Raw genomic sequence first — 26821 nt, 5'->3', positions numbered from 1 at the left:
GCGGCGTTACCAGCAGATGCCCTGCATTTCGGGCGTCGACGCGTGCGGCATCATGCCGATCAGGTCGACGACCTTGCGATCACCACGCGCTCCGTTGAGCACCTTTTCGAAATGCTGGTCGCGCTGGCCGACAATCAGGACTTCGGAGCTTTCGATAACTTCATCCAGGTCCGGATTGAGCAGGGAGGATATGTGCGGAATTTTGCTGTTGATGTACTCGCGATTGGCGCCGTGCACCTTGGCGTACTCGATGTTCTCGTCGAATATCGATAGCTCGTAACCTTTGCCGATGAGCATCTCGGCCAGCTCCACCAGCGGGCTCTCGCGAAGGTCGTCGGTCTGGGCCTTGAAGCTCAGGCCGAGCATGCCGACGCGACGATCGCCGAACGAGGTAACCAGGTCGAAGGCCCGCTTCACATGCAGCTCGTTGCTCTGCATCAGCGACCCGATCAGCGGGTGCAGGGCATCGACCTGAGTAGCGCAGTAGTTAAGTGCGCGGACATCCTTGGGCAGGCACGAGCCACCAAAGGCATAGCCCGGCTTCAGGTAGTAGCTTGAAAGATTGAGCTTGTGATCCTGGCAGATCACTTCCATCACGTCGCGGCCGTCGACACCCAGTTCTTTGGAGATGTTGCCGATCTCATTTGCGAAAGCGATCTTCGTGGCGTGCCAGGCATTGCAGGTGTACTTCACCATCTCTGCCACTTCGATGGGTTTGCGGATGATGGGGGCGGCAAGCGAGGCATAGAGTTCGGCAAGCTGGTCGCCTGACGCTTCGTCCCACTCACCGATGACGGTCATCGGCGGGTCGTTGTAGTCGGCGATCGCCGTGCTTTCGCGAAGGAACTCCGGGTTCACGGCGAGGCCAAATTCGCGGCCGGCCCGCTTGTGAGATGTATCTTCGAGCAGCGGCAGCACGACATCGCGAATGGTGCCGGGCAACACCGTGCTGCGAATGACAACGGTATGCCACTGGCTCTTGTCGCGAAGCGCCGCACCGATCTCGGCGACGACGGTCTGCACGAAGTGAAGATCAAGGTCGCCATTCTTCTTGCTGGGCGTGCCGACGCACACCATTGACAGATCCGAGTTATGCACGGCGTAGGCCGTATCGGATGTCGCTGTGATGCGCCCGCTTCTGACACCCTTGTCCAGAAGGTCTCCCAGGCCTGGCTCCACGATGGGTGACCGGCCACTGTTGATGAGGTCGATTTTGGTTTGAGAAATATCCACGCCGATCACGGTGTGGCCGCGATCGGCGAGGCATGCGGCGCACACGGCACCTACGTAGCCCATGCCAAAAATACTGATGCGCATTGCAGCTTCCTCCGAATAGGGAACGACAGTTGGCTTGCTTAACTCCTGCGCCCGGAGGCGCGGTTTCAGTGGCTATTCCTCTATTCGGGGCGTGCCCGGTACACGACTTCGCATCCGGGCGAAGCACGGTCTTTCCTTCGCGATGCCGCGCCGGCCAGGTCAGGCGGGCGTGGGGACGGGCGTTGCCTGCAACTCAGTGGTTCCTTCGGTGCGGCCGTAGGCGTCGCTGAAGCGGACAATGTCGTCCTCCCCCAGGTACACACCGGTTTGTACTTCGATCAGTTCGAGCGGAATGCGTCCGGCGTTCTCGAGTCGATGCGTGTTGCCTAGCCGGATGTAAGTCGACTGGTCTTCGGTAAGGATGAAAGTCTTTTCCGCGATGGTGACGCGTGCCGTGCCTCGGACGATCACCCAGTGCTCGGCGCGGTGATAATGCATCTGCAGGCTGAGCTTCTGTCCCGGCTTGACGCATATGCGCTTGACCTGGAAGCGATCGCCGCCGGCAATGGTTTCGTAGAAGCCCCAGGGGCGGAAGACACGCCGATGGTTCTCGACCTCGGACCGCTTGTCGCGCTTGAGCGATTGAACGACCCGTTTGATGTCCTGGGCACGATCTTTCGGTGCGACGAGGACGGCGTCATCGGTTTCCACCACGATGTGGTCATCGACGCCGATGAGCGCAACGAGCCGGCTGCTTGCGTGGACCAGGTTACCCGTCGCATCTTCAAGCAACACATCGCCTTCGGTGTGGTTCTGGCTCGGGTCATCGCTTGGCATGTGGTCGAGATAACTCCACGAACCCACGTCTTCCCATCCTGCATCGAGGGGGACCAGTGCAATGCGCTGGGTTTTCTCCATGACTGCATAGTCAATGGAGTCATTGCGGCAGAGGGAAAACGCTTCGGCATCCAGATGGGTGAAACCGTTGTCCTGGCGTGCGTACTGAACGGCGTGAAGCGAACGCTCGTAGGTTTCGGGCTCCAGGCGGCGAAGTTCTTCAAGGAAGTGGCCGCATCGGAACAGGAACATCCCGCCGTTCCAGAAGTAGTCGCCAGACGCCAGGAACGTTCGGGCCGTCTCGGCGTTGGGCTTCTCGACGAACTGCTCGACTGCGCGAACATCGTTCTGGTCAATGGTTTCGCCGCTGCGGATATAGCCGTAGCCAGTTTCGGGTCGCGTGGGAGTGATGCCAAACGTCACGATGCAATCGCGCGTCGCTGCCTGGGCGGCTGCGTAGGTTGCCAGCTGGAACGCAACGAAGTCGGCAATGTAGTGATCGGCAGCCATGAGGAAAGCGAAGGCATCTTCACCGTGACGCACCGCGATATGTTGTGCGGCGACGGCGGCAGCGGCGAGGGTGTTTCGGCTCTGAGGTTCCAGCAGGATGGCGGAAGGCTTGATCTCGATATCCTGCAGCTGTTCGGCGATCACAAAGCGGTGATCTTCCGATCCAAGGACCACCGGTGCGACAGCGTTATCGATACCTGTAGCGCGTTGCGCCGTCTGTTGAAAGAGGCTGAGCGGTCCGATGAGTGTGAGGAACTGTTTTGGATATTGCTCGCGTGAGAGTGGCCAGAGTCGAGTGCCGGTGCCGCCTGCCATCAGTACGGGAACCAGGATCGGTGAAGCACTCTTGGTTAATGTTGCCGAGGGTGTAACCATGCGCGCGCCTCATTCTAGTCGCGTGGCCCCTGTAGCCATGGTCGGTTTCTGGCAAAAACTCACCCAAGGATGCGGTGATCTGCATCCTTCGATTCGTGGTTGCGACAAGAAGAAAGCGGCAATGAAACGCGATGGAGATTAACGCTATGTCATCGCTCTTCTAACGACCGGCGACCGTTATAGGCTCCTGCGATGACCACAACATGAATTTGCGCATCGTCGTTCTTGAGTGCGCTGAATGCGTGAATCCACTGACTTGTTCACTGTTTCGAATGGACGTCCAAATGCATTTTGATCTGCGTGAATGGGGTGATATGTGATCACGCATATTCATGGTTGTGAGGATGCGCCACCGTAATTTGCGACGGTTGCGTGCGCTTGTTCGACATGATTTCGAGCGGATTTGCATCGCATCAGAGCACCGTTTACAGAGGCGGCACGCCTCGATCGTGCCTAAGGCATAACTAAGCAATGACGCGCATGGACCTGTCGCTCGCGGCGTGTTTCGGCTTCGTAGTGCGGCCTGCGACGCGCGGCGCATGGAAAGGCATGGCGATGGGTGCCGCCTAAGATTGCGCACGCCATGCTCGTGTTCGTCGCTTGCATATTGCGGCGCGCCGCTGAGATCGCTACACGATTTTGCGTGCCAAGGACCAGCGAGCTTGCGATGCATGAAGCGGCTTGAGTTCAGTTTGGCGACGGCGCATGACCCTGCTTTTCGGCTGCGGAAAGTTTCGCTGAGCATCGAAACATCCCGGACATGCGCTACGTAACATCACACGCACGTTAACCGGCGAGAGATGTTCATGACTTCATTTAACACCCTTGCGGGGGCGCTCATCCTGGCTTCGCAGGCTTCAGTGGCCAAGGTGGAGACCATTCCCTTGCACGCGGCGAATGCCACGACCGTGGCGTTGCACTGCATAGAACCTTCCGCATCCGGCCACAGGGGCGTGCTGTTCATTCACGGATCCAGCTTTCCCACCATGCTGGCTTCCGGATTTGAATTTAGTCCTGGTGATTCCTGGCTGCGATTTATGGCTGGGCGGGGATACAAGGCCTGCGGTCTCGACTTTGCGGGGTTTGGTGCCTCCGATCGCCCGGCTGCCATGCTGGGTGCTGCCGATGCCGCCTCTCCCGTGTTGCGTGCCACGGAAGCGGCTGGAGAAATCGCACGAGCGGTTGCCTTTCTTCGCGAGCATGGGATGACAAGCATTCATGTCGTCGCGCACTCATGGGGAACGATTCCTGCCGCTACGTTTGCCGCGCAGGAGCCCGCTGCTCTTGCATCACTGACGCTCTTCGGGCCCGTCGTGCCCAGGACCGCCACGCCGGAAGGAAAGCAGGAAGCGCATCCCGCCTGGTTTCCCCTGACGGCCGAGGAGCGATATGGCCAGCTGAAGTTCCGGTCAGTACTGCCGGCTGGCGTCTCATTGCTTGACCCAGCCATGGCCGGGCGCTGGGCGACCGCCTTCGACGCGGCGACGCTTCACGTTCCCGGGGACAAGCCGGACCAGCTTCGGATTCCCGAAGGACCCAACCTGGATATTCAGGAGGCTGCGGCGGGCAAGTACCCCTATGATCCGGCCCATGTGACAGCCCCTATTTTCGTGGTTTATGGCAACTACGACGTCATCGTGAACGACGAGGGCGCAAGGGCGTTCATCGCTCGCTTCACAGCAAGTCCTCTGAAGTGGCAGATGCGCATCGACGATGGCACCCACGTCATGCATCTCGAACGCAATCGCCGCTCGCTCTATGAGAGCGTTGCGTCCTTTATCCACACCGTCGATTCCGCAAGGCAGGAGGGTGGCGATGAGCAGGGTGCACCCTGATCCTCGTGCACTGGCCGCGGCCAAGTACGTGGTTGCCTTCGAGGTCAAACCCGCGGCCGGGGAGACCGAAACCTATTTCGACATAGCAGGCAAGCTGCGTCCTGCGTTGTTGGCGATGGATGGCTTTCTCGCCAATGATCGCTTTCGGAGCAGGGCACGCCCAGGCGCATTCCTTTCGCTTTCCTTCTGGGAAAGTGAGGCGGCATTGGTTCGCTGGCGAAACGAATCCATGCATCGGGGTGCGCAATCGATCGGAAGGGCGCATCTCTTTGAGGATTACAGGCTACGCGTCGGCAGGCTTGTCGAACCGGGTGCCGCGTCGGTACCGGGCGACGGGCGCGCGTTTGTGATACTAGACGGTACCGCGCGCGATCTTCCCCGATTCGAGCAGATGGCGGACGCCGATGTATTCGACCATCTGACGGAAGCAGGCAGAGTCGCCACGGTTTTGGAATGCGCGAATGCGGGAGCGGCATGGGGCTTGTGGACGCTCCTGCGGCCGCGCCAGGAGTTCACCTGCCATCTGATTCTCACTCTGCGCGATTACGGCCTGAATCGCCGCCAGGAGGCGCCGATTTGCTAGCAGCACATGAACGATTGCCGTGATCTGCCTTGTCGTCACCAACGAGCGTGGCTATAGTCCGCGCTCGCTTTCATTCCCAGAGGTTTCGTCCGATGCGCCAGTGATGCCGCTGTCTTCACGACAGCCTGTCTATTCCCATCCCCATGGATGGATCGACAACCGGCACCCTGGAGTTCCCATGACGGAAGCTTTTCTGACGCTGCATGACGTGGCGTTTGCCTGGCCCGACGGCCAGCCACTTTTCTCCCCGCTCTCCATCCAGTTCGACCGACGCCATACCGGCCTCGTCGGGCGAAACGGCGTGGGCAAGAGCGTGCTCGCACGCCTTATGTCGGGGCAGCTGGAACCCACGGCCGGCCGACTGACGCGCTCCGGGCGCGTGGCCTATGTGCCGCAACTAGTCGCAGCCCCTCCGGATGCCACGGTAGCGGGCATGGCGGGCGTACAGCCCGTCCTGGACGCCGTGGCGCGCATCGAGGCGGGCAGCGTGCACGTCGATGATTTCGAGATCGTCGGCGACCGCTGGGACATTCGCACCCAATTGGTCGCGTGGCTCAACGATCTGGGCCTGGGGCACCTCTCGCCGGAACATCCCGCCACGAGCCTCAGCGGCGGCGAGCTCACGCGCGTTGCGCTCGCGGGTGCCTGGCTGCGCGAACCCGACATGCTGATTCTCGACGAACCCACCAATCATCTCGATCGTCCGCGTCGCGAAGCTTTGCTGGAGCGCTTGCGCAGTTGGCCCAAAGGGCTGGTGGTCATCAGCCATGATCGGGCGTTGCTGCAGTCGATGGAACGCATCGTCGAACTGACGCCTGCGGGCCTTCGTGACTATGGCGGCAACTACGACTTCTACGCGCAGGCTCGTGCCGAAGAGCAAGGCCGCGCGCAACAGGAGCTCGATCACCGCAAGGCCGAGCAACGCCGCGGTGAAGCGGAGCGCCGGCAGACCCTGGAGAACCTCAGTCGTCGCCAGGCGCGCGCCACGCGTGCCGGGCGCACCGAAAACCAGGCCGCCATCCTGCTGGGCGGCCGCAAGGCCAACAGCCAGGTCAGCGCCGGGAAGAAACAGCGCGAACAGGATGCCCGCAAGGACGAACTGGCGCAAAACGTACGCACCGCCGCCATGCAGGTCGCCGCCGACGACGAGATTGCCTTGCTGACACCCGAGATCCCCGGTGCTGCGCAACGCAAGGCCATCACGCTGGCAGACCTCGTGCTGCCCTTTGGCGTGGCCCACGGTGAACCGATCAACCTCACCCTCACCGGGCGCCAACGCATCGGCATCACCGGCGCCAACGGCAGCGGCAAATCCACCTTGCTCAAGGTGCTGGCCGGCCAGCTGCAACCCCTGTCAGGACGCTGCGAGGTGCATGTGCCTTCGGCGTTCCTTGACCAGCAACTGGACTTCCTGCATCCGGCGCAATCGCCACTGCAGCAGTTGCTGGAGCTCAACCCCGGCGCCACTCAGGCCGACATGCGAACCCGCCTGGCATTGCTTGGCCTGTCAGGCAATGACGCCCTCAAGCCATCCGCGAACCTCAGTGGTGGCGAACGGCTGAAAGCGGCGCTGGCTTGCGCCTTGTATCGCGAACAACCGGCCGAGCTGCTGCTTCTTGACGAGCCCACCAATCACCTCGACTTGCGTTCGCTCGAGGCGCTGGAGGCGATGCTGATGCAGTTTCGAGGGGCGCTGGTGGTGGTGTCGCACGACCTGAGTTTCCTGGATCGATTGGGATTGGATCTTCGTATCGATATGACGCATGGTGGCATCGTTCAACCCTGGTAAACGCACTTAGGCCTCATCGAACGGTGTGACATACCGGCGTCGATAGGCTTGGTGGTAACCCGGTGTGTGATGCACCAGGGGTTGAGCATGCTGGCGAGGATGAAGCCGCCCCGTTCGACGACGGAGGCGAGTCGTGCAAACAGTGGCCCGAGGCGGTCGAAATGATTGAAGACAGCGAAGTTGGCGGTGATGGCTGGCACCCGGCACGCCAGCGTCGACGACACCGGGATCACGCAGTGCCGGCCGATTTCGTCGCCGCAGTACTCCGTGAGGCATTCGCGCATGGCATCCGACGGCTCGTACACAAACGTTCGGTGACCTTGCGATGCGTAGTACTTTGCGTCGATGCCGGTGCCTGCCCCGAAATCCAGTACGTCGGCCCCTGGGGGAAGGCGATCCATCGCCAGGCGCAAAAAGCGATCACGCGTACGCAGGTCGCGCGGCGAAGTCAGGAAGAACTCGTGATATTGATGGCCCGTATGCATCGCGCCGCTCGACCATGGCTGGACGGCAACCAGGCAGTCGCCGCTTTGGCGTGAGTGCTGTTTGGATGCGCGCGGGTTGCCTTCTCAGGGCTACGGCGGCGCCAGGTTCAGATAGTCGTCGACCGCACTACCCACCGTCGGGTGGAAGCTCTCGTCACCGATGACACCCATAAGCTCGAAGCGCTTCAGCTTGTCACGTACCGGGTCCTTCATTTCGGCGAAGTGCAGATCGATGCCTCGCGCGGCCAGGGTGGCGTTGAGTTCACGCAGCATGTCTGCGGAGGTGACGTCGATGCTCGTCACCGGCTCGGCCGCCACCACGATGCGGCGGATGGAGGTGGGCGCCGCATCGACAGCTTCCAGCAAGCGTTCCTGGAAGAGTTCCGCATTGGCGAAGAACAGCGGCGCATCCCAGCGGAACAGCAACAGCCCGGGAACCTGCTTGGCTTGCGGGTAGCGCTTGGTGTCGTGATAGCCGCGCAGGCCCTCGACGCGTCCCATGACGGCAAAGTGCGGCCGCCAGCCGTCCCACAGAAACTCCATCACGGCGATGACCACGGCAATGCAGATGCCAGGGATAGCACCAAAAACAGCGACGCCCACGAAACACGCGACCGACAACCAGAATTCCCAGCGCTGGATGCGATAAATGCGCTTGAGGTCCGCAAACTCGAACAAGCCGATGGCCGCCGCAATGACGACGGCAGCCAGCGCGCTGTTGGGCAAGTAACGCATCAGGTTGGGCGCAGCGACCAGCAGGAGCGCAACGGCGATGGCGCCTACGACACCCGTCAGCTGAGTCCTGGAGCCCGCGGCTTCGGCGACGGGCGTGCGTGACGAGCTGCTGCTGATCGGGAAGCCCTGGAAAAAACCCGCCGCCAGATTGGCCGCGCCCAGGCCAACCATTTCCTGGTTGGGATCCACGCGCGTGTTGTAGCGCGCAGCGAAGGTGCGGGAGAGCACGCTGGTGTCGGCGAAGGAAATGAGCGCCACGGCGCAGCTTCCCAGCACGATCTTCATCAGATCCACATCGCTGAGCCAGGGCACCACGAACTTGGGCAAGCCTTGCGGAATGGTGCCGAGGACCTTGACCCCGTGTGCGTCCAGCTTGAACACCGTCACCGCCAGCGTTGCGATGATGACGGCAATGAGAATGCCCGGAACACGTTCGAATCGCTTGAGAAACAGGATCAGAACCAGGCTGCCCGCACCGACCGCTAACGAGTAGACGTTCACCTTGCCTTCGGCGATCGAGAGCACCAGATCGACGATTTCCCGCAATGGCCCTTGATCCTCCACGGGAATGGCAAACAGCTTCGGCAACTGGCTGATCAGCACGGTCAACGCAATGCCGTTCATGTAGCCATAGCGAATGGGCTTGGACAGCAATTCGGTAATGAATCCCAGCCGCAACAAGCCAAGGACGATGCAGAACAAGCCCGAGACGACGGCCATCATGCTGGCCACGGCGACGGCGCGGGAGGGATCGTTGGCCACCATGGAGACCACCACGGCCAGAATGGGCGCCGCCAGGGCCGAGTCGGGGCCTAGTACCAGGATGCGGCTGGGACCAAAGATCGCATAGGCCAGTAGCGGCACGATGGTGGCGTAAAGCCCGTAAACCCCGGGTACGCCCGATGCTTCCGCGTACGCGATGCCGACGGGTACAAGCATGGTGGTCAGTACCAGGCCGGCGGCGATGTCTTTCGTTAGCCAGGCCGCCTGGTAGTGCTTCAGCGTGACCAGTCCTGGCAGCCAGCGCTGCCAGCCGAGGGCGCGCTGCTTCGAGGATTCATCGGCGAATACCGGGTGGTCGGGAGACATGAGTCGATCCATCCCATCGAAGCACGATGGAAACATCATAGGCTCAGGACGGGCCGCTCGTCAGCCATGTGACCCGTGCCTGCGAGTCGTTCTCAGATGCGTGGGAGGACCAGCGAAAAAGTACGTGCATGCACTACGTAGATTTACCAACGTCGTTTGCTGGATCCATGCGCGCACTGACCTGGTGGCAGCCTCCATCGTCAGCTTCACGAAAACGGGCCAGCCGCTGAGGTAATGCCCTGATCAGCAAAGACGGGTGCAGCAAAATGCGCTGCACCCGCCCTGACGACCCAGTCGTTAGTTGCTGCTGCCGTTGGGTGCCTGCAGCTTTTGCATGGCACCGTCGATGGCGCGCTTCATGCTGAGGGTGTCAGCACCCTGGCTCGGTGGGTATTCCTGCAGGCTCTTCAGATGCTCGGCCAGGAAAGGTACTGCGGCCGTGGGTGCCCACAGTTTCTGCGCGACGAACTTGCGTCCCTCGTACTGGTACTCCTCGGAATCGGGTGTCACCTTTTCCATCGGGTCCATCAGCAGATTGACGATGTACGGCACGCTCGGATACGACTTCTCATCGAACCAGCTGCCATGGTGCTTCACGCCGATGTGCATCTTCCAGCCATCGACGCGCACCGCCATCAGGTCGGTTTCGTCGTAGTAGAAGATCTCGCGCCGCGCCGACTTGTCGGACTTGCCGGTCCAGTAGTCGAGGTTGTTATAGCCGTCCAGATGCACCTTGTACTTCGTGCCGTTCATCGTATAGCCCTTCAGCAGGTCTTCCTTGAGGTTCGGCAGGCCCGCTGCTGCGGCCAGCGTGGCGTAGACGTCCTCGTGGCTCTGGATGCCATTGCCTTCACGGCCGGCCGGAATGTGTCCGGGCCACTGCACCAACATCGGCACGCGAAGGCCGCCTTCCCAGGTCGTGCCCTTCTCGCCGCGGAACGGTGCATAGCCGCCGTCGGGGAAGAACATGAACTCATTGCCGTTATCGGTGCTGTAGATGACGATGGTGTTGTCTTCGACGCCCAGGTCCTTGAGCTTCTGCAGGATCTGACCGACCTGCTCGTCATGTTCGATCATGCGCGCGCGAACGACGTCTTGCTCGGCACGCCCTTCATCGACGGCCTTCTGCACGTACTTGGGATTCGGGTGCGACCAGACGTGGATGGCGGTGGAATTGAACCAGACGAAGAACGGCTTATCACCCTTGCCGACCTTGTCCAGGTACTTGAGTGTTTCGTCGGTCACTTCCTGGTCGATGGTCTCCATGCGCTTGCGCGTCAGCGGACCGGTATCGACGATCTTCTGCTTGCCAACGCGACCGAACTTGGGGTCGACCGTGGCGTCGTCCGTGTCCGTCGCCCAGGTATGCAGCACACCGCGCGGGCCGTACTTGTCCTTGTAGGCAGGGTTCTTCTGACCGGGATAATCGAGCTGCTCGGGCTCTTCCTCGGCATTGAGGTGATAGAGGTTGCCGAACCATTCGTCGAAACCGTGCATGGTGGGCAGGAACTCGTTGCGATCGCCCAGATGGTTCTTGCCGAACTGCGCAGTGGCGTAACCGGCTGACTTGAGCACTTCAGCAATCGAGGGATCGCTCTTCTGGATGCCGCGCGTCGAACCGGGGATGCCGATGGTGGTCATGCCGGTACGAATGGGCAGTTGGCCCATCACGAATGCTGCGCGGCCGGCTGTGCAGCTGGGTTGCCCGTAGTGGTCGGTGAACAGCATGCCGTTGCGTGCAATCGAATCGATATTCGGCGTGCGTCCCATCATGCCGTGCGTGTAGGCGCCGACATTCCACATGCCAATGTCATCGCCCCAGATCACCACGATATTGGGCTTGCGACCGCTGTTGGCCCCGGCACTGGCCGGTGCGCTGACCGGGGGCGGGTTCATGGCGGTATCGGCGGTGGGCCGCGCATTGGGCTGTCCCGCGGAGGTCGCCGGGCTTGCCTGTGCTGTACCAGAGCCCTGGTCGTTCTGGCTGGAGGATGAACATCCAGCTGCCAGGGCTATCAACAAACCCAGCAGGAGCGGGCCGCACGACGATATGAGCTTCGTTCGAAACCGTTTCATGATCAGATCTCCCTGCAGCAACTCAATGAGGCACGTGCCTGCCGGGCCATCCGGAGGCATTGCGCGCACACCATGGGCATGCGAAGAAAACCCACAGAACATGGGAAGTGTGGGAGTCCCGCCATCGATGGTGGTGGGCCGGGCGAGTGGCGAACAGCGAATAAGTACGCAGGTGTTTTTGGGTAGAAATACTGGTCCCGGCCCCATTTGATCAGGCGCCGGAACTCCTTGCGTCCATCAAGATGAGACGCTGTAACGCATGAAGAGCCCGCGCGGCACTTGATCTGGCTAGGGTGTTGTCAGCATCGCGTTCAACGACCGCGTCTCGCCACGCTGCAACCCATCCTTCGCATTCACGCGCCTTGTACACCGTAGCCGTTGCCGCTCGGGATCGTCGTGGCCATCGTCTGGCTTTTCGCGCTGGCACTGGCCTATCCCTATCTGCCGGGCGCGCAAACCGATGCGTTCAAGGGTCTGAGCGTGCTGGTGGGCTTGATGGTGTCGCTGGGCGCCTCCAGCATCGTCGGCCAGGCCGCAGGCAGCTTCACCATTCTTTACTCACGCACCATGCGCGTGGGCGAGGTCATCAAGTCAGGCGACAATGAAGGCGTGGTGCTGCAGATCGGCTTGTTCGCCACGCGCATACGCACGCTGACGGGTGTGGAGATCAGCATTCCCAACACGGTCATCCTCAGCAACCAGCTCTCCAACTTTTCGCGAAATCCCGAAGGGCAGGGCATGTGGCTCACCACCACAGTCACCATCGGGTATGACGCACCGTGGCGGCAGGTCCACAAAATGCTGATTGGAGCCGCCATGAAGACGAAGGGCGTGGAGAAAACGCCGGCTCCCTTCGTCCTTCAGACCGCGCTATCGGACTTCTACGTGGAATATCTGCTTCACGCGCGCATTCTGGACAACGGGCTTCGCCTGGACATCCTCAGCGAGATGCACGCCCACATCCAGGACGCCTTCAACGAGGCGGGCGTGCAGATCATGTCGCCGCATTACGAGCGCGACCCGGCCGAGCCGAAGGTTGTGGCGCCCGAACATTGGGAAGGTTAGTTCGCTTCTGGCGAACGAATGAGTTGTCCTGGTCCGTGTCCTTGCTGCCGCGGTGGCATCCAACGCGCGCGCCGTGACGATGCCACGAGCGCCAAGTGATTCGCGCATGGATATCTAATTAAGTGTGGCACGCCGCGCGTACGCGTTCGTGCCACGGGTACCGCGACTACGCATCACACCAAGCAATGAAGTCTCGTCGGCCTGCTCGTGTCCGAGCGCCGGGCGGTTTGGTTCCGAACGTCAGGCAGGACGGGGCACTGGCGCTCCTAGTACGCCAGCATGTGTTCACACACAAACTTCGGAAGCGCCCCAAAAGCTGCGCTTAGTTCATCAGCCGTGTCTGGGTGGGCCGCAGACGGTCCGGGGACTTCCGAGGGATTTGTCGCAGGGGATGCGACAGGGAGGGGATGACGTACAATCCGTCATAGCCATATCAACTTACTCTCAGTTGGTGATGGTCAGCGGGCCATGCGGTGTTGGTAGCACCCCTGGCCCGCGCTTCGTTGCTTCATGCAATGACTGCTTGCGGTGTCGTTGAATGACGGCCCAGCAGTGCGTGAAACCCTACCAAAGCAGTCGGGTCATGTATGTAAGGGAATGCCGCGCGCGCTCACCACATGTCGTATGGGGAGCACGCGCGATGCGTCCGCAGCGTTACTCCGATGCCGGCTTTGCCGAACTCGCCACCTCGCTTCCCTTGCTCGGAACCACCCAGGCACGATGATTCGCCATGTCAATGGTGACGTCGTACTTCGACAGGAAGGTCATGCCGAGATTGCCGTCGAGCGTGAGGTCCAGCACCTTGACGTTGCCTTCGATCGGCTGACCATCGGCAAGCGCGGTCTTGATGGTCTGCTTGGTCCGGGGATCGTTGTCGAGCTTGAAGGTGTCAGCCAGATGCTTGCCGGCGAGGATGAAGGGGCTGGTGTTGCCCGAATCCAGTTCAAACCAGGCCGTGCCGTTATCGGTTTTCACCGGCAGGTTAACCGCCAGCGCGAGGCCTTCGGCTTCACGCACGACGTGGATGGGCACGGAGGGCGTCTTTTTCGACAGTGCAGCGACGGCGGACTGGTCCAGCACGGTGAGCGTGCGTTCGCTGTAAGAGAACTTCACCACCTGGCCATCGAAGATATCGAGGGCCAGCGAGCCGTCGATCTTCTCCTTTGAGCCGGTCGGCAGGAACTTATCCATGTCGAACACACCTACCGTCTCGCGACGCACCTGGTGTTGATCGACCTGCACCGACACATTGTCGCAACGCTGCATGTCCAGGCGGTTGCCGGTCATCTGGAAACCGGTGATCTGTCCCCACGGCTTGCAACCGATTTCCGCGGCAAACTTCGGCGAGATGAAACTGATGCCGCCGCCGGTGTCGAACATGAAGGTACCGGGGTGGCCATTGATCGTCGCGTTGACGATCAGGGCACGCTCCATGAAGGGCTGGAACTGAATGGGCTTGGCCGATGCGGCATGCAATGCCGGGGCAAGTGCGAGGCAGGCAACGATGGTGGCGAGGCGCATGGATTTCATGGACATTCCTTTGAGTGGCCAGCATGGCGAGGGGCGGCTTGACGGATCGTAGGTATCTGCGAGCAGGGCGATCAATGGCGCAGAAGTCATGGAGGTCGTTTGGCATAAGGCCTTTAGACATAAGGGCTTTTGGCATGGGCCGGACGCGTTCGTGGACATAAACTTCCATGTCACTGTCGATTCCGGACCATCCGCTTCGTCGTCACTACCTACCCACCCAAAAAAGGACGCCCCATGAAATACCTCGGCCTGGCCTACTTCACCCCCGACCAGTTCGCAGCCATGGCGCCGGACCAGATCAAGAAGATCGTGAGCCAATGCCCCGCGCTGGATGAAAAGATGTACGCCACCGGCAAGGTGCGGGTGTCCGCGTCGCTCGGCGATCTTGAAACGTGGAAGACGCTTCGGCCGCGAAGCGGCAAGACGCACGTGACGGATGGGCCCTATACCGAAACCAAGGAAGTCGTGGGTGGCCTTTTCATCATTGAGGCGGACGACCCCGAAGAGGCGCTCCGGATCGCCTCCATGCACCCGGCAGCGCAGATTGGCGAAGAAGGTGGTTGGGCTGTGGAGCTCATTCCGATGGGCTTCTATCTGGAGCCGTAACGCCTCAGGCATTTGGTGCAGTGCACGAGCGTCAGCCGGCCTGACGACGTGCACTTGCCGTCGCTCACCAAGCTCCTTACCGTGCGGCTTCGATGTTGTCCCACCCTTTCGAACCACAGGCAGCCGGGAGCACGCCATGCAATCTGTATCGCTTCGCAAATGGGCATTGTTGAGCACCCTGGCGCTGGTCGGGATTCCGCTGGGGAACGCAACAGCGCAAAGCGCTACCGCACCTGCGCCGGCTTCCCCGGGGCCTGCTGAGACGCCCGCAGCTCGCCCTGAAGACGTCGCTTCCATCAACGCGATCGTCGGCGCGGTCTACGATGTGATTTCAGGCCCCAAGGGACAAGAGCGTGACTGGAACCGGATGCGCTCACTGTTTGCGCCAGGCGCCCGTTTGATCTCCGCGCGCACCAAAGATGGCGTCACCTCGGCGCGGGTGTTGAGCGTAGAGGATTACATTCAACTGGCGGGCCCCATGCTGAAAAAGGATGGCTTCTTCGAGCGCGAAGCCCATCGCACGGAAGATCGCTACGGCAACATCGTCCAGCTTTTCAGTACCTACGAATCGCGCCACGACGCTTCAGATGCCAAACCGTTCCAGCGTGGCATCAACAGTTTCCAGTTGATGTTTGATGGGAAGCGTTGGTGGGTCGTGACGATCTACTGGCAGGGCGAAACGCCCGAGTTCCCGATTCCGAAGCAATACGGCGGCTGACATCAGGGCGCGGCTCATGCGGTTCCGCGCAACGAGGACATGATCGCGCTGTTCACCCCGCGAGATCCGGGGATGTGATCTCGGCTGAACTGTCGTGGATTCGGGGGCCTTTGTGCCCCCGATCGCTACTTGCGCATGTCGACTCCGCGGCGTACAGTGAACCATATGGTTCACTATCAGGCCCGCCTCGACGCCACGTTTGCCGCGCTTTCGGACGTCACCCGACGTGGCGTGCTGGAGCAGCTCGGCCGGTCCGATTGCTCCATTACCGACCTTGCACTGCGATTTGACATGACCCTCACGGGCATGAAGAAGCACGTGACCATTCTGGAAGAAGCAGGGCTTGTGACGACCGAGAAGCTCGGTCGCGTACGCACCTGCAAGCTAGGTCATCGACGGCTGGAGGAAGAGGCCGCCTGGATCGACCAGCACCGTCAGCTCTGGAATGCGCGCTTCGACGCACTGGATCAACTTGTCGAGCACATGAAGAGTAAGGAGAAGGCAAATGCCACAAGCAACCGCAAGTAGTGCTGTCGCTCTGAACCCTACAGCCGTGGAACGCAAGTCCGACCGAGAACTCGTCGTCACCCGGATATTCGATGCCCCCGTGCACATCGTTTTTGAAGCATGGAGCAATCCGGATTTGTTCAGGCAATGGTGGGTGCCAAAATCCGTCGGCATGACACTGGAGTCGTGCGACATGGACATTCGGACGGGTGGCTCGTATCGCCTCGTCTTCCGCCACCCGGCCTTTGATCAGCCGATGACCTTCTTCGGCTCGTACAAGGAAGTGACGCCGAACAAGCGGATCGTCTGGTCGAATGACGAAAGCGATCAGGGCGCGGTCACCACCGTGACGTTTGAAGAGCGCGGCGATAAAACGCTGGTGACGTTCCACGAACGCTACCCCACCGAAGCTGCGCTGGACGAAGCGCTTGCCGGCTCGGCGGAAGGCCTGCCCGAGCAGTTCGCCCAGCTGGACGAGTTGTTGGCGGCCTGACCCATGCAGTGGCAGGGGCGCGCATAGCCGCGCCCTGCCTGCCGTGGTAACGTAGCCGAGTCGGAAAAGGCAGACTTGGTTTGGTAAGCCCAAGTCCTTTCGGTAACGAAAGCTCTGGTCTTTGGCTTCGTGCCCGAGACCCCCGCGACGAATATCGGACGCATCAGGCGTCCCATCATTCGTCCGAGGGGTTCTCGCATACGGGGAACGCTCCGGTCGAACATCGCATCGACACTGGAGTCACCCATGCACAGCCTTCCAATATCCCATGACGTTGTTATTGCCGGCGCCGGTCCCGTCGGTCTCTTTCTCGCGTGCGAACTTGCGCTGCAGGGCCAGTCGGTTCTGGTGCTCGAGCAAGCCGGCGATCCGACTTCGCCCCTGAAGCGGCTGCCTTTTGGCATGCGCGGCCTTTCCGTCCCGACGCTGGAAGCGCTCCATCGTCGCGGGCTGCTTGATGCCGTCAAGGATGCTCAGCAAGCGAACGAGGCGTCCGGGGCGACACACAAAGCGGCCCACTGGATGCAGGAGAAGCGACGTCCGGCAGGGCACTTCGCCGGCATTCCGTTCTTCCACGACCAGATCGACGCCTCACGCTGGCCCTGGCACCTGCCGAGCCCTGCAGGCACCAGCCTGATGGTGACCCTGGAATCCCTCGAAATGGTGCTCGCGACACGGGCCCGCGCGCTCGGTGTCGATATCCGGCGCGGTGTCGCCGTATGCGACGTCGATCAAACGGACGACGGCGTCATCGTGCGCAGCAACGGGGAGACCTTCGTCGGACGCTGGCTGGTGGGTTGCGACGGCGGCCGCAGCACGGTGCGCAAGCTGGCCGGATTCGAGTTGGTTGGCACCGATCCGGAATTCACCGGCTACTCCTTTCAGGCCGAGCTTGAAGACGAGGAAGTACTTCAACCAGGACGCACCTACACGCCAACCGGCATGTATACCTACGCCCGCCCCGGCACCATCGCCATGGTCGATTTCGACGGCGGCGCCTTCCATCGCACCCAACCGATCACGCTCGAACATGTGCAGATGGTGCTGCGCCGTATTTCCCAGACTGGCGTGACCGTAACCGCCTTGCATCGGGTCACCACGTTTACCGACCGTGCCTGTCAGGCAACCCACTACCGCAAAGGCCGCATCCTCCTTGCCGGTGACGCTGCGCACATTCATTCGCCCCTGGGCGGGCAGGGGCTCAATCTCGGTATCGGTGATGCGATGAATCTCGGCTGGAAGCTCGCCACCACGATTCGCGGCGATGCGCCCGCCGGCTTGCTCGATAGTTATCAGGACGAACGCCATCCCGTAGGAAAAGAGGTTCTCGACTGGTCGCGGGCTCAGGTCGCGCTGATGCGTCCAAGTCCGAGTTCACGTGCTCTCGAAGCGACCATTCGACAACTCGTCGATACGCGTGACGGCGCAACCTACTTCGCGGAGCGCGTATGGGGTGTTTCGCTTCGCTACGATCTGGGAGGTGTTCATCCACTCGTGGGGCGTAGTGTTCCGGATTTCCTCGTGTCAGGCGCGGCGAGGGTTGGCGACCTGATGACGCGTGGCCGGGGTTTGTGGCTGGATTTCGACGAACACGAGCCACACCGGGAGCTTGCCAGCCGCTGGCATGATCGGATCACTTACGTTTCCGGTCACGTCGAGAACGCGCTCGGCGTGAATGCACTATTGGTGCGTCCAGATGGCGTTGTGGCGTGGGTTGGTGAAAGCGTCGACCATCCCGTCACTCCGGCGGGCGCGGCGCTGCGTTGGTTCGGTGAGCCGGGGCCTCTCTCGCCCTGAGGCGTTTGGTCTTCGGTGGAGATGGAAGGCCATCGCATTCAGAGCAGTGCGCGCCTGAAGTCGCCAAGCAAGCGGGCAAGCTCAGTGGTGAAACGAGCCGCTGCCGCGCCGTCGATGACGCGATGGTCGTAAGACAAGGAAAGCGGAAGCAGGCGGCGCGGCTGAAATGCAACACCGTCCCACACGGGTTGAACGGAGGACCTGGACACGCCAAGAATCGCCACCTCGGGCGCATTCACCATCGGTGTGAAGGCGCTCCCGCCGATACCACCCAGCGAGCTGATCGAAAAGCAGCCGCCTTGCATGTCGTTGGGTGCCAGTTGGCTCGCCCGCGCGCGCGCGGCGAGCGCTGCCACCTCTTGCGCAATCTCGACAATGCCCTTCTTGGCGACATCACGCACGACCGGAACAACCAGACCTTGCGGCGTTTCCGCTGCAAACCCGATATGGCAGTACTTCTTCAGGGTCAGCATGTCACCTCGCTCATCGAGCGAGGCATTGAAACGCGGGAAACGCTTAAGCAGGCATCCACATGCCTTGATCAGGAAAGCGAGCAGAGTGAGCTTGGTGCCATCCTTTACCAAGTCGCGATTGAGCTGCAGACGCAGGTCCTCGAGATCGGTGACGTCTGCCTCATCGTGCTGCGTGACATGCGGAATGAAGGCCCAGCTCCGTGATAGATGGGCGCTTGCGATATTCCGGATGCGTTGAAGCGGCTGCTCCTCCACATCGCCGAACTTGCTGAAGTCGATCCTTGGCCAGGGCAGGAGGTTCAACCCGCCTTGCGGTTTCGGCGAACTTGTCGCTTCCACGCGTCCATGGACGCCGGACAAGGCACCACGCACGTAAGTCTCCACGTCAACGCGCATGATGCGGCCGCTGCGGCCTGTGCCGCTGACAACGCCCAGCGATACGCCAAGCGTGCGGGCCAGTTGGCGTACCGAGGGACTCGCGTAGGGCATGGCGCTGGGCTGGATCTCCCGGCGCGTAGTGGACTTCAGTGGATCCATGCACGGCGAATCGCCGTCCACGATGGTCGTTGCGGCCACGGCCGTCACCATCGATGGCGCAGGGGGTGCGTGAAGAGGCGGTGTCTCATGAACTGGCCCGGGGGGACTCTCGACGACGTGGGCCACTTCGATCAACGCGATCACGTTGCCTTCGGAAAGCGTATCGCCAAGGCGCGCCTTCCATTCCCTCAAAATGCCTGCAGTGGATGAAGGGACCTCCATGGTCGCCTTGTCCGACTCCAGCGTCATGATGCCCTGGTCCACGGCAATGCGATCGCCGACGTTGACAAGCAACTCGATGACGGGAACGTCCTGAGCGCCACCGAGATCCGGCACGCGTATTTCTTTCAGCTGATTCATATAAGCCTCGGCGTCACACGGCGGCCGGATCGGTCTTTTCCGGATCGATGCCGAATGCCAGGATGGCATCGGAAACCCGTGAGCGCGGCACCTGCCCGTCATCGGCCAGCGCTTTGAGTGCCGCGAGCGCAATGAAGTGTCGGTCGACCTCGAAGAACGTGCGCAGCGCGGCTCGCGTATCGGAGCGACCAAAACCATCCGTGCCCAATGCGACGAAGCGGCGGTCAGGGACGAACGGACGAATCTGGTCACCCACGATTTTCATGTAATCGGTAGCGACCACCACCGGACCCCGGCGGCCAGCCAGGCAAGTTTGAACGTAAGGCACGCGGGGCTCGGCTTCTGGATGAAGCATGTTCCAGCGCTCGGCAGCGAGGCCATCGCGACGAACTTCGGTGAGGCTGGTCGCGCTCCAGACATCGCAGTGAATCGCGTAGTCCTTCTTCAGGAGTTCGGCCGCCGCCAACACTTCGTTGAGGATGGCGCCGCTGCCCATCAATTGCACACGCGGTGCTTCCTTTGATGTGGTGCTGTCTTCGCGCAGCAGGTAGAGGCCCTTGAGGATCCCCGCTTCAACACCCTCGGGCATGGCCGGGTGAGGGTAGTTCTCGTTGAGGATGGTGATGTAGTAGTAGATGTCTTCCTGCTCGGCGAACATGCGCCGCATGCCGTCCTGGACGATGACGGCCAGCTCATAGGCGAACGTCGGGTCGTACGAGATGCAGCTGGGAATGACGGACGACAGCACGTGGCTATGGCCGTCGTCATGCTGCAGGCCCTCTCCCATCAGGGTGGTGCGCCCCGAGGTTGCGCCCAGCAGGAAGCCGCGCGTCCTGGCATCGGCAGCAGCCCAGGCCAGATCGCCGACGCGTTGCAGGCCAAACATGGAATAGAAAATGTAGAACGGAATCGTGGTCAAGCCATGGTTGCTGTAGGACGTGCCCGCCGCGATCCACGACGAAATGGCCCCGGATTCGTTGATGCCTTCCTGCAGGATCTGCCCGTCCTTGGCCTCCTTGTAATAGCTCAGCTGCCCGGCATCCTGCGGGGTGTAAAGCTGGCCGAGGTAGGAGTGGATGCCGATCTGGCGAAACAGGCCTTCCATGCCGAACGTGCGCGACTCATCCGGAACGATGGGGATGACCAGCTTGCCGAGGTTGGGATCCTTCAGCAGCGTGCTGAGGATGCGGACGAACGCCATGGTGGTGGATTGCCCGCGCTCGCCGCTGCCCTTGAGAAGGCCATCGAAGCTGGAAAGCGACGGTATCGGCAGCGCAGGCACATTGTGATGGCGAGAGGGAAGCTGGCCGCCGAGTGCGGCGCGGCGCGCAGCGAAATAGCGGGCTTCCTCGCTGCCAGGCTCCGGACGCAGATACGGCATGTCGTCAAGCTGCGCATCGCTGACTGGCAGCGCAAAGCGATCGCGGAACGCACGGACCGCATCCGCGCTCATCTTCTTCAACTGGTGATTGATGTTTTGGCCTTCGCCAGCTTCGCCCATCCCAAAGCCCTTGACGGTCTTGGCCAGGATCACCGTTGGCCGGCCCTGGGTGGCGACAGCCTGCGCGTAGGCTGCGTGCACCTTTTCCGGATCGTGGCCGCCGCGCGTGAGCTTCCAGATGTCTTCGTCCGACATATCGGCCACCAGGGCCAGCAACTCTGGATACTTGCCGAAAAAATGCTCGCGCACATAGGCGCCGTTCTGCGACTTGAAGGTCTGGTAGTCGCCGTCGACGCACTCCATCATGCGCTGGCGAAGCAGGCCGCTCGTGTCCTTCTCCAAAAGGCGATCCCAGCCACTGCCCCAGATGACCTTGATGACGTTCCAGCCCGCTGCGTGGAACGTCCCCTCAAGTTCCTGCATCACCTTGCTGTTGCCGCGCACCGGGCCATCCAGGCGCTGCAGGTTGCAGTTGACGACAAAGATCAGGTTATCCAGTCGCTCGCGTCCGGCGACAGAGATGGCCGCCAGGGATTCGGGCTGGTCCATCTCGCCGTCGCCAAGAAACGCCCAGACCTTGCGGCCCTGATGTTCCTTCAGCCCGCGATACTCCAGGTAGCGCATGTAACGCGCCTGGTAGGCGGCGGTCAGCGGCCCTAACCCCATGGACACCGTGGGGAACTGCCAGAAATCGGGCATCAGGCGCGGATGCGGATAGGAGGACAGCCCGGCAGTGGCCGACTCACGACGGAAGTTGTCCATCACCTCCTCGCTGAGGCGGCCTTCGACAAACGCACGCCCATAGATGCCCGGCGCGGAGTGACCCTGGATGTAGACCATGTCGCCGTCGAATTTGTCGGTGCGTCCGCGGAAGAAGTGATCGAAGCCCACGTCATAGAGCACAGCTGCGGACTGATACGTGGCGATATGGCCGCCGACGTTCGAATGCTTGCCCGCCCGGAGCACCATCACCATCGCGTTCCAGCGGATGTAGGCGTTGAGTCGCTGTTCGATCGCCAGGTTGCCGGGGTAATCCGGCTGGCGAGCCCGCGCAATGGTATTCACGTAGGACGTGGTGACGCGGCCGTGCAGATCGCCGTGCCGGTGGACATCGAAGTCGCTGAGCTGATCGATCAGGTAATGCGCGCGGGTGCGCCCATCCGCGTTGGTGACCGCCTCGAACGCCTCGAGCCATTCGCGCGTTTCCGCAGGGTCGATGTCGGGCTGCACGAGAGGGGGATTCATGGGTACCTCCGAATGAACGGGCACGCCGGAACGCGCCACGTGATGGCGGACAGGGATAAAGGTGGGGCGCTTTGGGAGGGCGCCATGGACGATTGCAATTGCAATCGTCGGCCAGCCGATCATGCCGGGATATAATTGCGATTGCAACTCACTGGGCACGGGAGACAACGCCAATGGCCAACAAGAAGCCGGACCTTTGGTTTTCGTTTGTGCGCTCGCATCGCGCCTTGATTCGGGAGATCGAACGTCGACTCGCCGAAGCACAGTTGCCTGCCTATGCCTGGTACGACGCACTCTGGGGCGTGGAAAGCGGCAAGGACGGGACGCGCCGTATGCACGAGCTGGCCGACACGCTGGTGATCGAGCGCTACAACCTCACGCGTCTGGTCGATCGTTTGGAGCAAGAGGGGCTCGTGATACGTGCGCGGTCGCCGGATGATGGGCGCGCGGCCTATGTCACGATCACCGAAGAGGGCCGTGTGCTTCGCAAGCGGATGTGGAAGATTTACGAGGCAGCCGTGAACGAACTCTTTCTGAGCCAGTTCGATGCGGATGATCAACGGGGCTTTTCAGAGGCACTTGATCGCGCGGCGCTGGCTGCCCGCAAGGCGTAGCGGCTGGTGGGGAGGCGCATTCCGTCCTCAGCCACTTTCACGCACGCGGTTTCAGCCTGCCTGGGGCAGATCGATAACGGCAAGTAGCAGATCATGCTGCGGCGCTATGACTGTTTTGCAGTATTGCCACCGGCGTAGTGATCGACGAACTGCTCCCTCAGCCTGTTCTTGAGTACTTTGCCAGTAGCCCCAAGGGGGAAGCTATCCACGAAGACAACATCGTCCGGCTTCCACCAACGGGCCAGCCTGCCATCGAAGAACGACAGCAGCTCGTCCTTCTCCAAGGCACTGCCGGCGGCCCTGGTGATCAGCAGCAAAGGACGCTCGTCCCATTTCGGGTGGCGCACGCCAATGCAGGTGGCGCTCGCAACGCCGGGGTGCAGGCAGGCGATGTTCTCGATATCGATGGAACTGATCCACTCGCCGCCGGACTTGATGACATCTTTGCTGCGATCGGTGATCTGCATGAAGCCGTCGCGATCGATCCGAGCCATGTCACCGGTAGGAAACCACCCGTCACTAAGCGGGGACGTTGCCGTGTCGCCGAAATAGGCGCTGGCGACCCACGGCCCGCGAACCAGCAGGTCGCCGACCGACTCGCCATCCCACGACAGACTTTTGCCGTTGTGATCGACGATCTTCATGTCGATGCCGAATACAGCGCGACCCTGCTTGGCCTGGATGCCGTAGCGCGCGTCTTCGGGGAGGCTGAGGTGTTGGGCCTTGAGGCTGCAGACCGTGCCCAGCGGGCTGAGCTCGGTCATGCCCCAGGCGTGCAGCACGTCCACGTTGTGTACTTTCTGGAACTCCGCTGCCATCGCGGTCGGGCAGGGCGCGCCACCGATCACGGTGCGTTTCATCGATGAGAATCGGCCGCCCTGGGCGGTGACATGCGCAAGCAGACCCTGCCAGATCGTGGGCACGCCGGCGGACATCGTCACCTGCTCGGCTTCAATCAACTCGTAAAGCGACTTGCCGTCCAGCGCCGGGCCCGGCAGCACCAGCTTGGCGCCGACCATGCAGGCAATGAACGGGAGGCCCCACGCGTTGACGTGGAACATCGGCACGACCGGCAGGATGGTGTCGCGCGCGGAACAGTTGAATGCGTCCGGCAGCGCGCCGGCATACGAATGCAGCACGGTGGATCGATGACTGTAAAGCACGCCCTTCGGGTGACCGGTGGTACCCGAGGTGTAGCAAAGCGACGACGCCGTGTTTTCGTCCATCGTCGGCCAGTCAAAGTCGCTCTTGTGGCTTTCGATCAGGCGCTCGTAGCACAGCAGTGAATCGTTGGCGGGCGGCATGCACGCGGCATCGCACATGGCCACGAACAACCGTGGCGTGGACAGGCGCGCCTGCAGTGCCTCGATAATGGGAAGGAACGTCAGGTCGAAGAAGATGGCGCGGTCGTCCGCGTGCTCGACGATATAGGCGATCTGATCCAGATGCAGTCGTGGATTGATGGTGTGAAGCACGGCACCGGAACCGGAGACTGCAAAGTTGATTTCCAGATGGCGATAGCCGTTCCATGCCAGCGTGGCGACGCGGTCGCCGGGCTGGATGCCAAGGGCGGCCAGTGCGTTCGCCATGCGGCGCGACCGAACGCCAAGGTCGACGAACCGGTAGCGATGGATGCCACCTTCGACGCGGCGTGACACGATCTCCTGATCGGCGTGATGGCGGCACGCGTGGGTCAGCAGGGAGGCGACAAGCAGCGGTTGCTGCATCATCAATCCGATCATTGTCGTATTCCGAGCAGGAGGCAGGGGAGGAGCGTGAAGCGGTTCCGCGCTGGATTCATCTGATGCCGCCGCCTGTGTCGCGACGGCACCAGACGGATGCCGTCAGAACGTGGTCTGGAACGTGAGATCGATGTAGTTGCGGTCGCGCAGCAGCGACGCCAGGCCGGCGCTGGACGTCACGACGCCCGCCTGATTGACGGCAAGGCGACCCACGTAGCCGATGTACTTCAGGTCGAAGCGATAGCGCTGGTGAACGTCCGCACCGACGCCGAAGGAGAAGTTGCCCATGCCCTTGTTGCCGCCGAACGTCACGGCGGAATTGCCGGACAGGCCCATCGTGTAGGTCATTGGCGCAAGCAAGTCGACACCCGGATACACCTGGAACCACGTTGGCGTGAAGCTCAACTGGGTGCCGACGTAGTTGCGGCTCGGCTTGTCGATGCCAGCATAGCCCGGGCTGGTGCCTTCGAAGGCATTGGGGTTCTGTGTAACCTTGTTCCAGCGGCTCCACACGAATTCGACCACGTAGTTCGCGGTATCGAACAGCGGCGTTTTGGGGACGATGCCGGCAAAGTCGGTGACGGCATGCCAGGTGTCGCCACGAGCGCCTGCGGTATCCCCGCTCGACGGCGCCGTGCTGATGGCGCCCACCACTTTGCCGGCCAGCGGCGCCGGCAGCAACTGCACCGGGATGCTCACCAGCGGCATATTGTGGCGGTAGTTCACTTCCGCACTGAAGCTGATGCCAAGGATCTGCTTGGCGAAGCTTGCGCCATAGATGTCGATGCCGTCGGCATAGGTGGCCATGTACTTGCCCACGTTGCCGGCCAGGACCTGGGGCACGCTGGCCATCGATGGATTGATGTAGCAGAGGGTCGGGGTGAGCGACTGGAAGCCAAGCGCCTTGCATGCGGCGGCGGGCACATTGGGCGCGACCGCCGGTGCCAGCATGAACTGGGGTTGGATATCAGACGTGTTGCGGTAGTAGAGGCCGATGGTCGAGTCGATGGCCTCCGGGCTCCAGTGCATCGACACACCCCAGTCGCCCGAGCCGTGCGGCCTAACGTCCTGTCTTCGCAGCGCACGCTGCGTGGCGTTGATGTAGATCGACTGGCCGCCTTGCAACACCGCATCGTTCGGGTCCATGTACGAACCCGACTCGGGGTAATACACCTGGTCCCAGCGAAGGAAGTACTGGCCTTCAAACGAAAGCGTGGGCGTTGCCTGGATCTGCGCCGACACCTGCGTTCGCGGACGGAACAGTTCCTTGGCAGTGGCACCGGGCACGGTCAGCAGCTTGCCGATGTCCAGCGGCGACTGGCCGTAGCTCAGCGAATGGATCGGATTGAGCAAGGCCTCGCCCCAGAACAGGTCGTAGCGACCGGCTTTGGTGTTGACGTTCACGCCACCAACGTCGAAGTTGGCAAATACGAACGCGTCGAGAATCTGGCCGGACGGGCCGTTGAAATAGCGTTCGGTGTAGTTGGGCAGTCCAAGGGCGGGCTTGCCATTGACGATATGGTTGGACGAGGAAACGTGGTTGTTGTCCAGCGAGTTGTACGCGTTGTCGTACCAGCCGTTGGCGCTGACGCGAAAGCCGTAGTTCTTCTTGTAGATGAAGTCGAACTCGCTGATCAGGTCCACGCGATTGGTGACGATCGCGTTGTTGCCGAAGTTGCGGTCACCATCGTCATTGTTGGGACTGTTGAGGATCGACTGATCCTGCGAATGCGCGCGATGTCCCAGGTTGTAGCGAATCGTGTTGTCCCAGCGAATATCGAGATCGGGATTGCTCGTGTTGAACTCGGTGGCGTGTAGCGTGCCCACCGACCCAAGCGCGATAGCGACGGCCAGCGCCGTCCGGCGAATGGCAACAACGCCGCGGCGCTCGATCCCCCCTTCAAACTTCATCATGCAACTGTCCTCCCCCATGTCTTTTGCGTCTGTGTAAGTTGACCGGAGCTCCCGCGCTTTCGGCTGGAGCTTCACATCCGGATACATCCCGCCAGGCCGCCCATGAAGTTCTCCCCAGCTGCGGGGCGAAGTGCTTTCGGGTGGACGCTACCGCCAGCGCTGCACATTCGCCGAATGCACACCACAAAGCGGCTGCGCGGGAATTCAC

20 protein-coding genes are annotated in these 26821 nt (G+C 61.5%); 10 read left to right on the top strand and 10 right to left on the bottom strand.

The annotated features are described in order from the left end of the window. Window positions 1–6 precede the first annotated feature (6 nt). Together EYV96_RS04280 and EYV96_RS04275 are read right to left on the bottom strand one after the other, a co-directional pair. Window positions 7–1317, bottom strand: a complete 1311-nt coding sequence (locus EYV96_RS04280; RefSeq protein ID WP_131150244.1) for a nucleotide sugar dehydrogenase — start codon at window positions 1315–1317, stop codon at window positions 7–9. 159 nt (window positions 1318–1476) lie between these two features. Continuing rightward, window positions 1477–2979: a mannose-1-phosphate guanylyltransferase/mannose-6-phosphate isomerase gene (locus EYV96_RS04275; RefSeq protein ID WP_240732337.1), complete on the bottom strand. Its 1503-nt coding sequence runs from the start codon at window positions 2977–2979 to the stop codon at window positions 1477–1479. An 806-nt stretch (window positions 2980–3785) separates the two neighbouring features. Here EYV96_RS04275 and EYV96_RS04270 point away from each other — a divergent pair. The 3 genes from EYV96_RS04270 to EYV96_RS04260 all read left to right on the top strand — a co-directional run bounded on the left by EYV96_RS04270 (window position 3786) and on the right by EYV96_RS04260 (window position 7186). Continuing rightward, window positions 3786–4814, top strand: a complete 1029-nt coding sequence (locus EYV96_RS04270; RefSeq protein WP_165488584.1) for an alpha/beta hydrolase — start codon at window positions 3786–3788, stop codon at window positions 4812–4814. Beyond that, window positions 4795–5397, top strand: a complete 603-nt coding sequence (locus EYV96_RS04265; RefSeq protein ID WP_165488583.1) for an antibiotic biosynthesis monooxygenase family protein — start codon at window positions 4795–4797, stop codon at window positions 5395–5397. The genes EYV96_RS04270 and EYV96_RS04265 overlap by 20 nt, the downstream gene beginning before the upstream one ends. Window positions 5398–5575: 178 nt before the next feature. Next, entirely contained in the window at window positions 5576–7186 is a 1611-nt protein-coding gene (locus EYV96_RS04260; RefSeq protein WP_131150241.1) for an ABC-F family ATP-binding cassette domain-containing protein, read from the top strand. Here EYV96_RS04260 and EYV96_RS04255 read toward each other — a convergent pair. The 3 genes from EYV96_RS04255 to EYV96_RS04245 form a co-directional block, all read right to left on the bottom strand. Beyond that, a complete protein-coding gene (locus EYV96_RS04255; RefSeq protein ID WP_131150240.1) occupies window positions 7174–7671 on the bottom strand; it encodes a class I SAM-dependent methyltransferase in 498 nt (165 codons plus the stop codon). The two genes, EYV96_RS04260 and EYV96_RS04255, sit on opposite strands and share 13 nt — an antisense overlap. A 90-nt stretch (window positions 7672–7761) precedes the next feature. Beyond that, window positions 7762–9495, bottom strand: a complete 1734-nt coding sequence (locus tag EYV96_RS04250; RefSeq protein WP_131150239.1) for a SulP family inorganic anion transporter — start codon at window positions 9493–9495, stop codon at window positions 7762–7764. A 297-nt stretch (window positions 9496–9792) separates the two neighbouring features. Next, window positions 9793–11391: an arylsulfatase gene (locus tag EYV96_RS04245; protein WP_131150238.1), complete on the bottom strand. Its 1599-nt coding sequence runs from the start codon at window positions 11389–11391 to the stop codon at window positions 9793–9795. Between the two features lie 576 nt (window positions 11392–11967). On the opposite strand from EYV96_RS04245, the gene EYV96_RS04240 reads away from it, so the two are divergent. Next, window positions 11968–12636, top strand: coding sequence for a mechanosensitive ion channel family protein (locus EYV96_RS04240; RefSeq protein WP_165488582.1), 669 nt, complete (start codon window positions 11968–11970; stop codon window positions 12634–12636). A gap of 654 nt (window positions 12637–13290) precedes the next feature. Here EYV96_RS04240 and EYV96_RS04235 read toward each other — a convergent pair. Beyond that, window positions 13291–14166, bottom strand: a complete 876-nt coding sequence (locus EYV96_RS04235; RefSeq protein WP_165488581.1) for a retropepsin-like aspartic protease — start codon at window positions 14164–14166, stop codon at window positions 13291–13293. Window positions 14167–14400: 234 nt separating this feature from the next. On the opposite strand from EYV96_RS04235, the gene EYV96_RS04230 reads away from it, so the two are divergent. From EYV96_RS04230 to EYV96_RS04210, 5 genes are all read left to right on the top strand, one after another. Continuing rightward, entirely contained in the window at window positions 14401–14772 is a 372-nt protein-coding gene (locus tag EYV96_RS04230) for a YciI family protein (RefSeq protein WP_131150235.1), read from the top strand. A 136-nt stretch (window positions 14773–14908) separates the two neighbouring features. Next, window positions 14909–15490, top strand: a complete 582-nt coding sequence (locus EYV96_RS04225; protein WP_205746084.1) for a hypothetical protein — start codon at window positions 14909–14911, stop codon at window positions 15488–15490. Window positions 15491–15625: 135 nt separating this feature from the next. Continuing rightward, entirely contained in the window at window positions 15626–16018 is a 393-nt protein-coding gene (locus tag EYV96_RS04220; protein ID WP_240732420.1) for an ArsR/SmtB family transcription factor, read from the top strand. Next, a complete protein-coding gene (locus EYV96_RS04215; protein ID WP_131150234.1) occupies window positions 15996–16490 on the top strand; it encodes an SRPBCC family protein in 495 nt (164 codons plus the stop codon). Before EYV96_RS04220 ends, EYV96_RS04215 begins: the two co-directional genes overlap by 23 nt. Before the next feature lie 246 nt (window positions 16491–16736). After that, entirely contained in the window at window positions 16737–18287 is a 1551-nt protein-coding gene (locus EYV96_RS04210) for an FAD-dependent monooxygenase (RefSeq protein ID WP_131150233.1), read from the top strand. A 38-nt stretch (window positions 18288–18325) separates the two neighbouring features. Here EYV96_RS04210 and aceF read toward each other — a convergent pair whose 3' ends face one another. Together aceF and aceE are read right to left on the bottom strand one after the other, a co-directional pair. Next, window positions 18326–19657 (bottom strand): dihydrolipoyllysine-residue acetyltransferase, encoded by a 1332-nt coding sequence (aceF, locus tag EYV96_RS04205; protein WP_240732336.1) that lies wholly within the window; start codon window positions 19655–19657, stop codon window positions 18326–18328. A gap of 13 nt (window positions 19658–19670) precedes the next feature. Then, complete coding sequence (gene aceE, locus EYV96_RS04200) at window positions 19671–22343, bottom strand: pyruvate dehydrogenase (acetyl-transferring), homodimeric type (RefSeq protein ID WP_131150231.1); 2673 nt, start codon at window positions 22341–22343, stop codon at window positions 19671–19673. 173 nt (window positions 22344–22516) lie between these two features. Between aceE and EYV96_RS04195 the strand changes: the two genes are divergently transcribed. Then, complete coding sequence (locus EYV96_RS04195) at window positions 22517–22957, top strand: MarR family winged helix-turn-helix transcriptional regulator (protein WP_131150230.1); 441 nt, start codon at window positions 22517–22519, stop codon at window positions 22955–22957. Window positions 22958–23061: 104 nt separating this feature from the next. Here EYV96_RS04195 and EYV96_RS04190 read toward each other — a convergent pair whose 3' ends face one another. Together EYV96_RS04190 and EYV96_RS04185 are read right to left on the bottom strand one after the other, a co-directional pair. Then, entirely contained in the window at window positions 23062–24699 is a 1638-nt protein-coding gene (locus EYV96_RS04190; protein ID WP_131150229.1) for a 3-(methylthio)propionyl-CoA ligase, read from the bottom strand. Between the two features lie 102 nt (window positions 24700–24801). After that, entirely contained in the window at window positions 24802–26613 is a 1812-nt protein-coding gene (locus EYV96_RS04185) for a DUF1302 domain-containing protein (RefSeq protein ID WP_131150228.1), read from the bottom strand. Window positions 26614–26821 lie beyond the last annotated feature (208 nt).

The sequence above is a fragment of the Dyella terrae genome (genome assembly GCF_004322705.1).
GTDB lineage: Bacteria > Pseudomonadota > Gammaproteobacteria > Xanthomonadales > Rhodanobacteraceae > Dyella_D > Dyella_D terrae.
The sequence above is the reverse complement of the archived record's forward strand: the minus strand, read 5'-3'. Positions and strand labels throughout refer to the sequence as shown.

Excerpts from the sequence above, each read along its gene's own strand:
- EYV96_RS04260 (WP_131150241.1), top strand. The coding sequence starts at position 5,576 with ATGACGGAAGCTTTTCTGACGCTGCATGACGTGGCGTTTGCCTGGCCC.
- EYV96_RS04280 (WP_131150244.1), bottom strand. The coding sequence starts at position 1,317 with ATGCGCATCAGTATTTTTGGCATGGGCTACGTAGGTGCCGTGTGCGCC.
- EYV96_RS04270 (WP_165488584.1), top strand. The coding sequence starts at position 3,786 with ATGACTTCATTTAACACCCTTGCGGGGGCGCTCATCCTGGCTTCGCAG.
- EYV96_RS04265 (WP_165488583.1), top strand. The coding sequence starts at position 4,795 with ATGAGCAGGGTGCACCCTGATCCTCGTGCACTGGCCGCGGCCAAGTAC.
- EYV96_RS04190 (WP_131150229.1), bottom strand. The coding sequence starts at position 24,699 with ATGATCGGATTGATGATGCAGCAACCGCTGCTTGTCGCCTCCCTGCTG.
- aceE (WP_131150231.1), bottom strand. The coding sequence starts at position 22,343 with ATGAATCCCCCTCTCGTGCAGCCCGACATCGACCCTGCGGAAACGCGC.
- EYV96_RS04230 (WP_131150235.1), top strand. The coding sequence starts at position 14,401 with ATGAAATACCTCGGCCTGGCCTACTTCACCCCCGACCAGTTCGCAGCC.
- EYV96_RS04225 (WP_205746084.1), top strand. The coding sequence starts at position 14,909 with ATGCAATCTGTATCGCTTCGCAAATGGGCATTGTTGAGCACCCTGGCG.
- EYV96_RS04215 (WP_131150234.1), top strand. The coding sequence starts at position 15,996 with ATGCCACAAGCAACCGCAAGTAGTGCTGTCGCTCTGAACCCTACAGCC.
- EYV96_RS04220 (WP_240732420.1), top strand. The coding sequence starts at position 15,626 with ATGTCGACTCCGCGGCGTACAGTGAACCATATGGTTCACTATCAGGCC.
- EYV96_RS04195 (WP_131150230.1), top strand. The coding sequence starts at position 22,517 with ATGGCCAACAAGAAGCCGGACCTTTGGTTTTCGTTTGTGCGCTCGCAT.
- EYV96_RS04250 (WP_131150239.1), bottom strand. The coding sequence starts at position 9,495 with ATGTCTCCCGACCACCCGGTATTCGCCGATGAATCCTCGAAGCAGCGC.
- EYV96_RS04210 (WP_131150233.1), top strand. The coding sequence starts at position 16,737 with ATGCACAGCCTTCCAATATCCCATGACGTTGTTATTGCCGGCGCCGGT.
- EYV96_RS04255 (WP_131150240.1), bottom strand. The coding sequence starts at position 7,671 with ATGCATACGGGCCATCAATATCACGAGTTCTTCCTGACTTCGCCGCGC.
- EYV96_RS04185 (WP_131150228.1), bottom strand. The coding sequence starts at position 26,613 with ATGATGAAGTTTGAAGGGGGGATCGAGCGCCGCGGCGTTGTTGCCATT.
- EYV96_RS04245 (WP_131150238.1), bottom strand. The coding sequence starts at position 11,391 with ATGAACCCGCCCCCGGTCAGCGCACCGGCCAGTGCCGGGGCCAACAGC.
- EYV96_RS04275 (WP_240732337.1), bottom strand. The coding sequence starts at position 2,979 with ATGGTTACACCCTCGGCAACATTAACCAAGAGTGCTTCACCGATCCTG.
- EYV96_RS04235 (WP_165488581.1), bottom strand. The coding sequence starts at position 14,166 with ATGAAATCCATGCGCCTCGCCACCATCGTTGCCTGCCTCGCACTTGCC.
- aceF (WP_240732336.1), bottom strand. The coding sequence starts at position 19,657 with ATGAATCAGCTGAAAGAAATACGCGTGCCGGATCTCGGTGGCGCTCAG.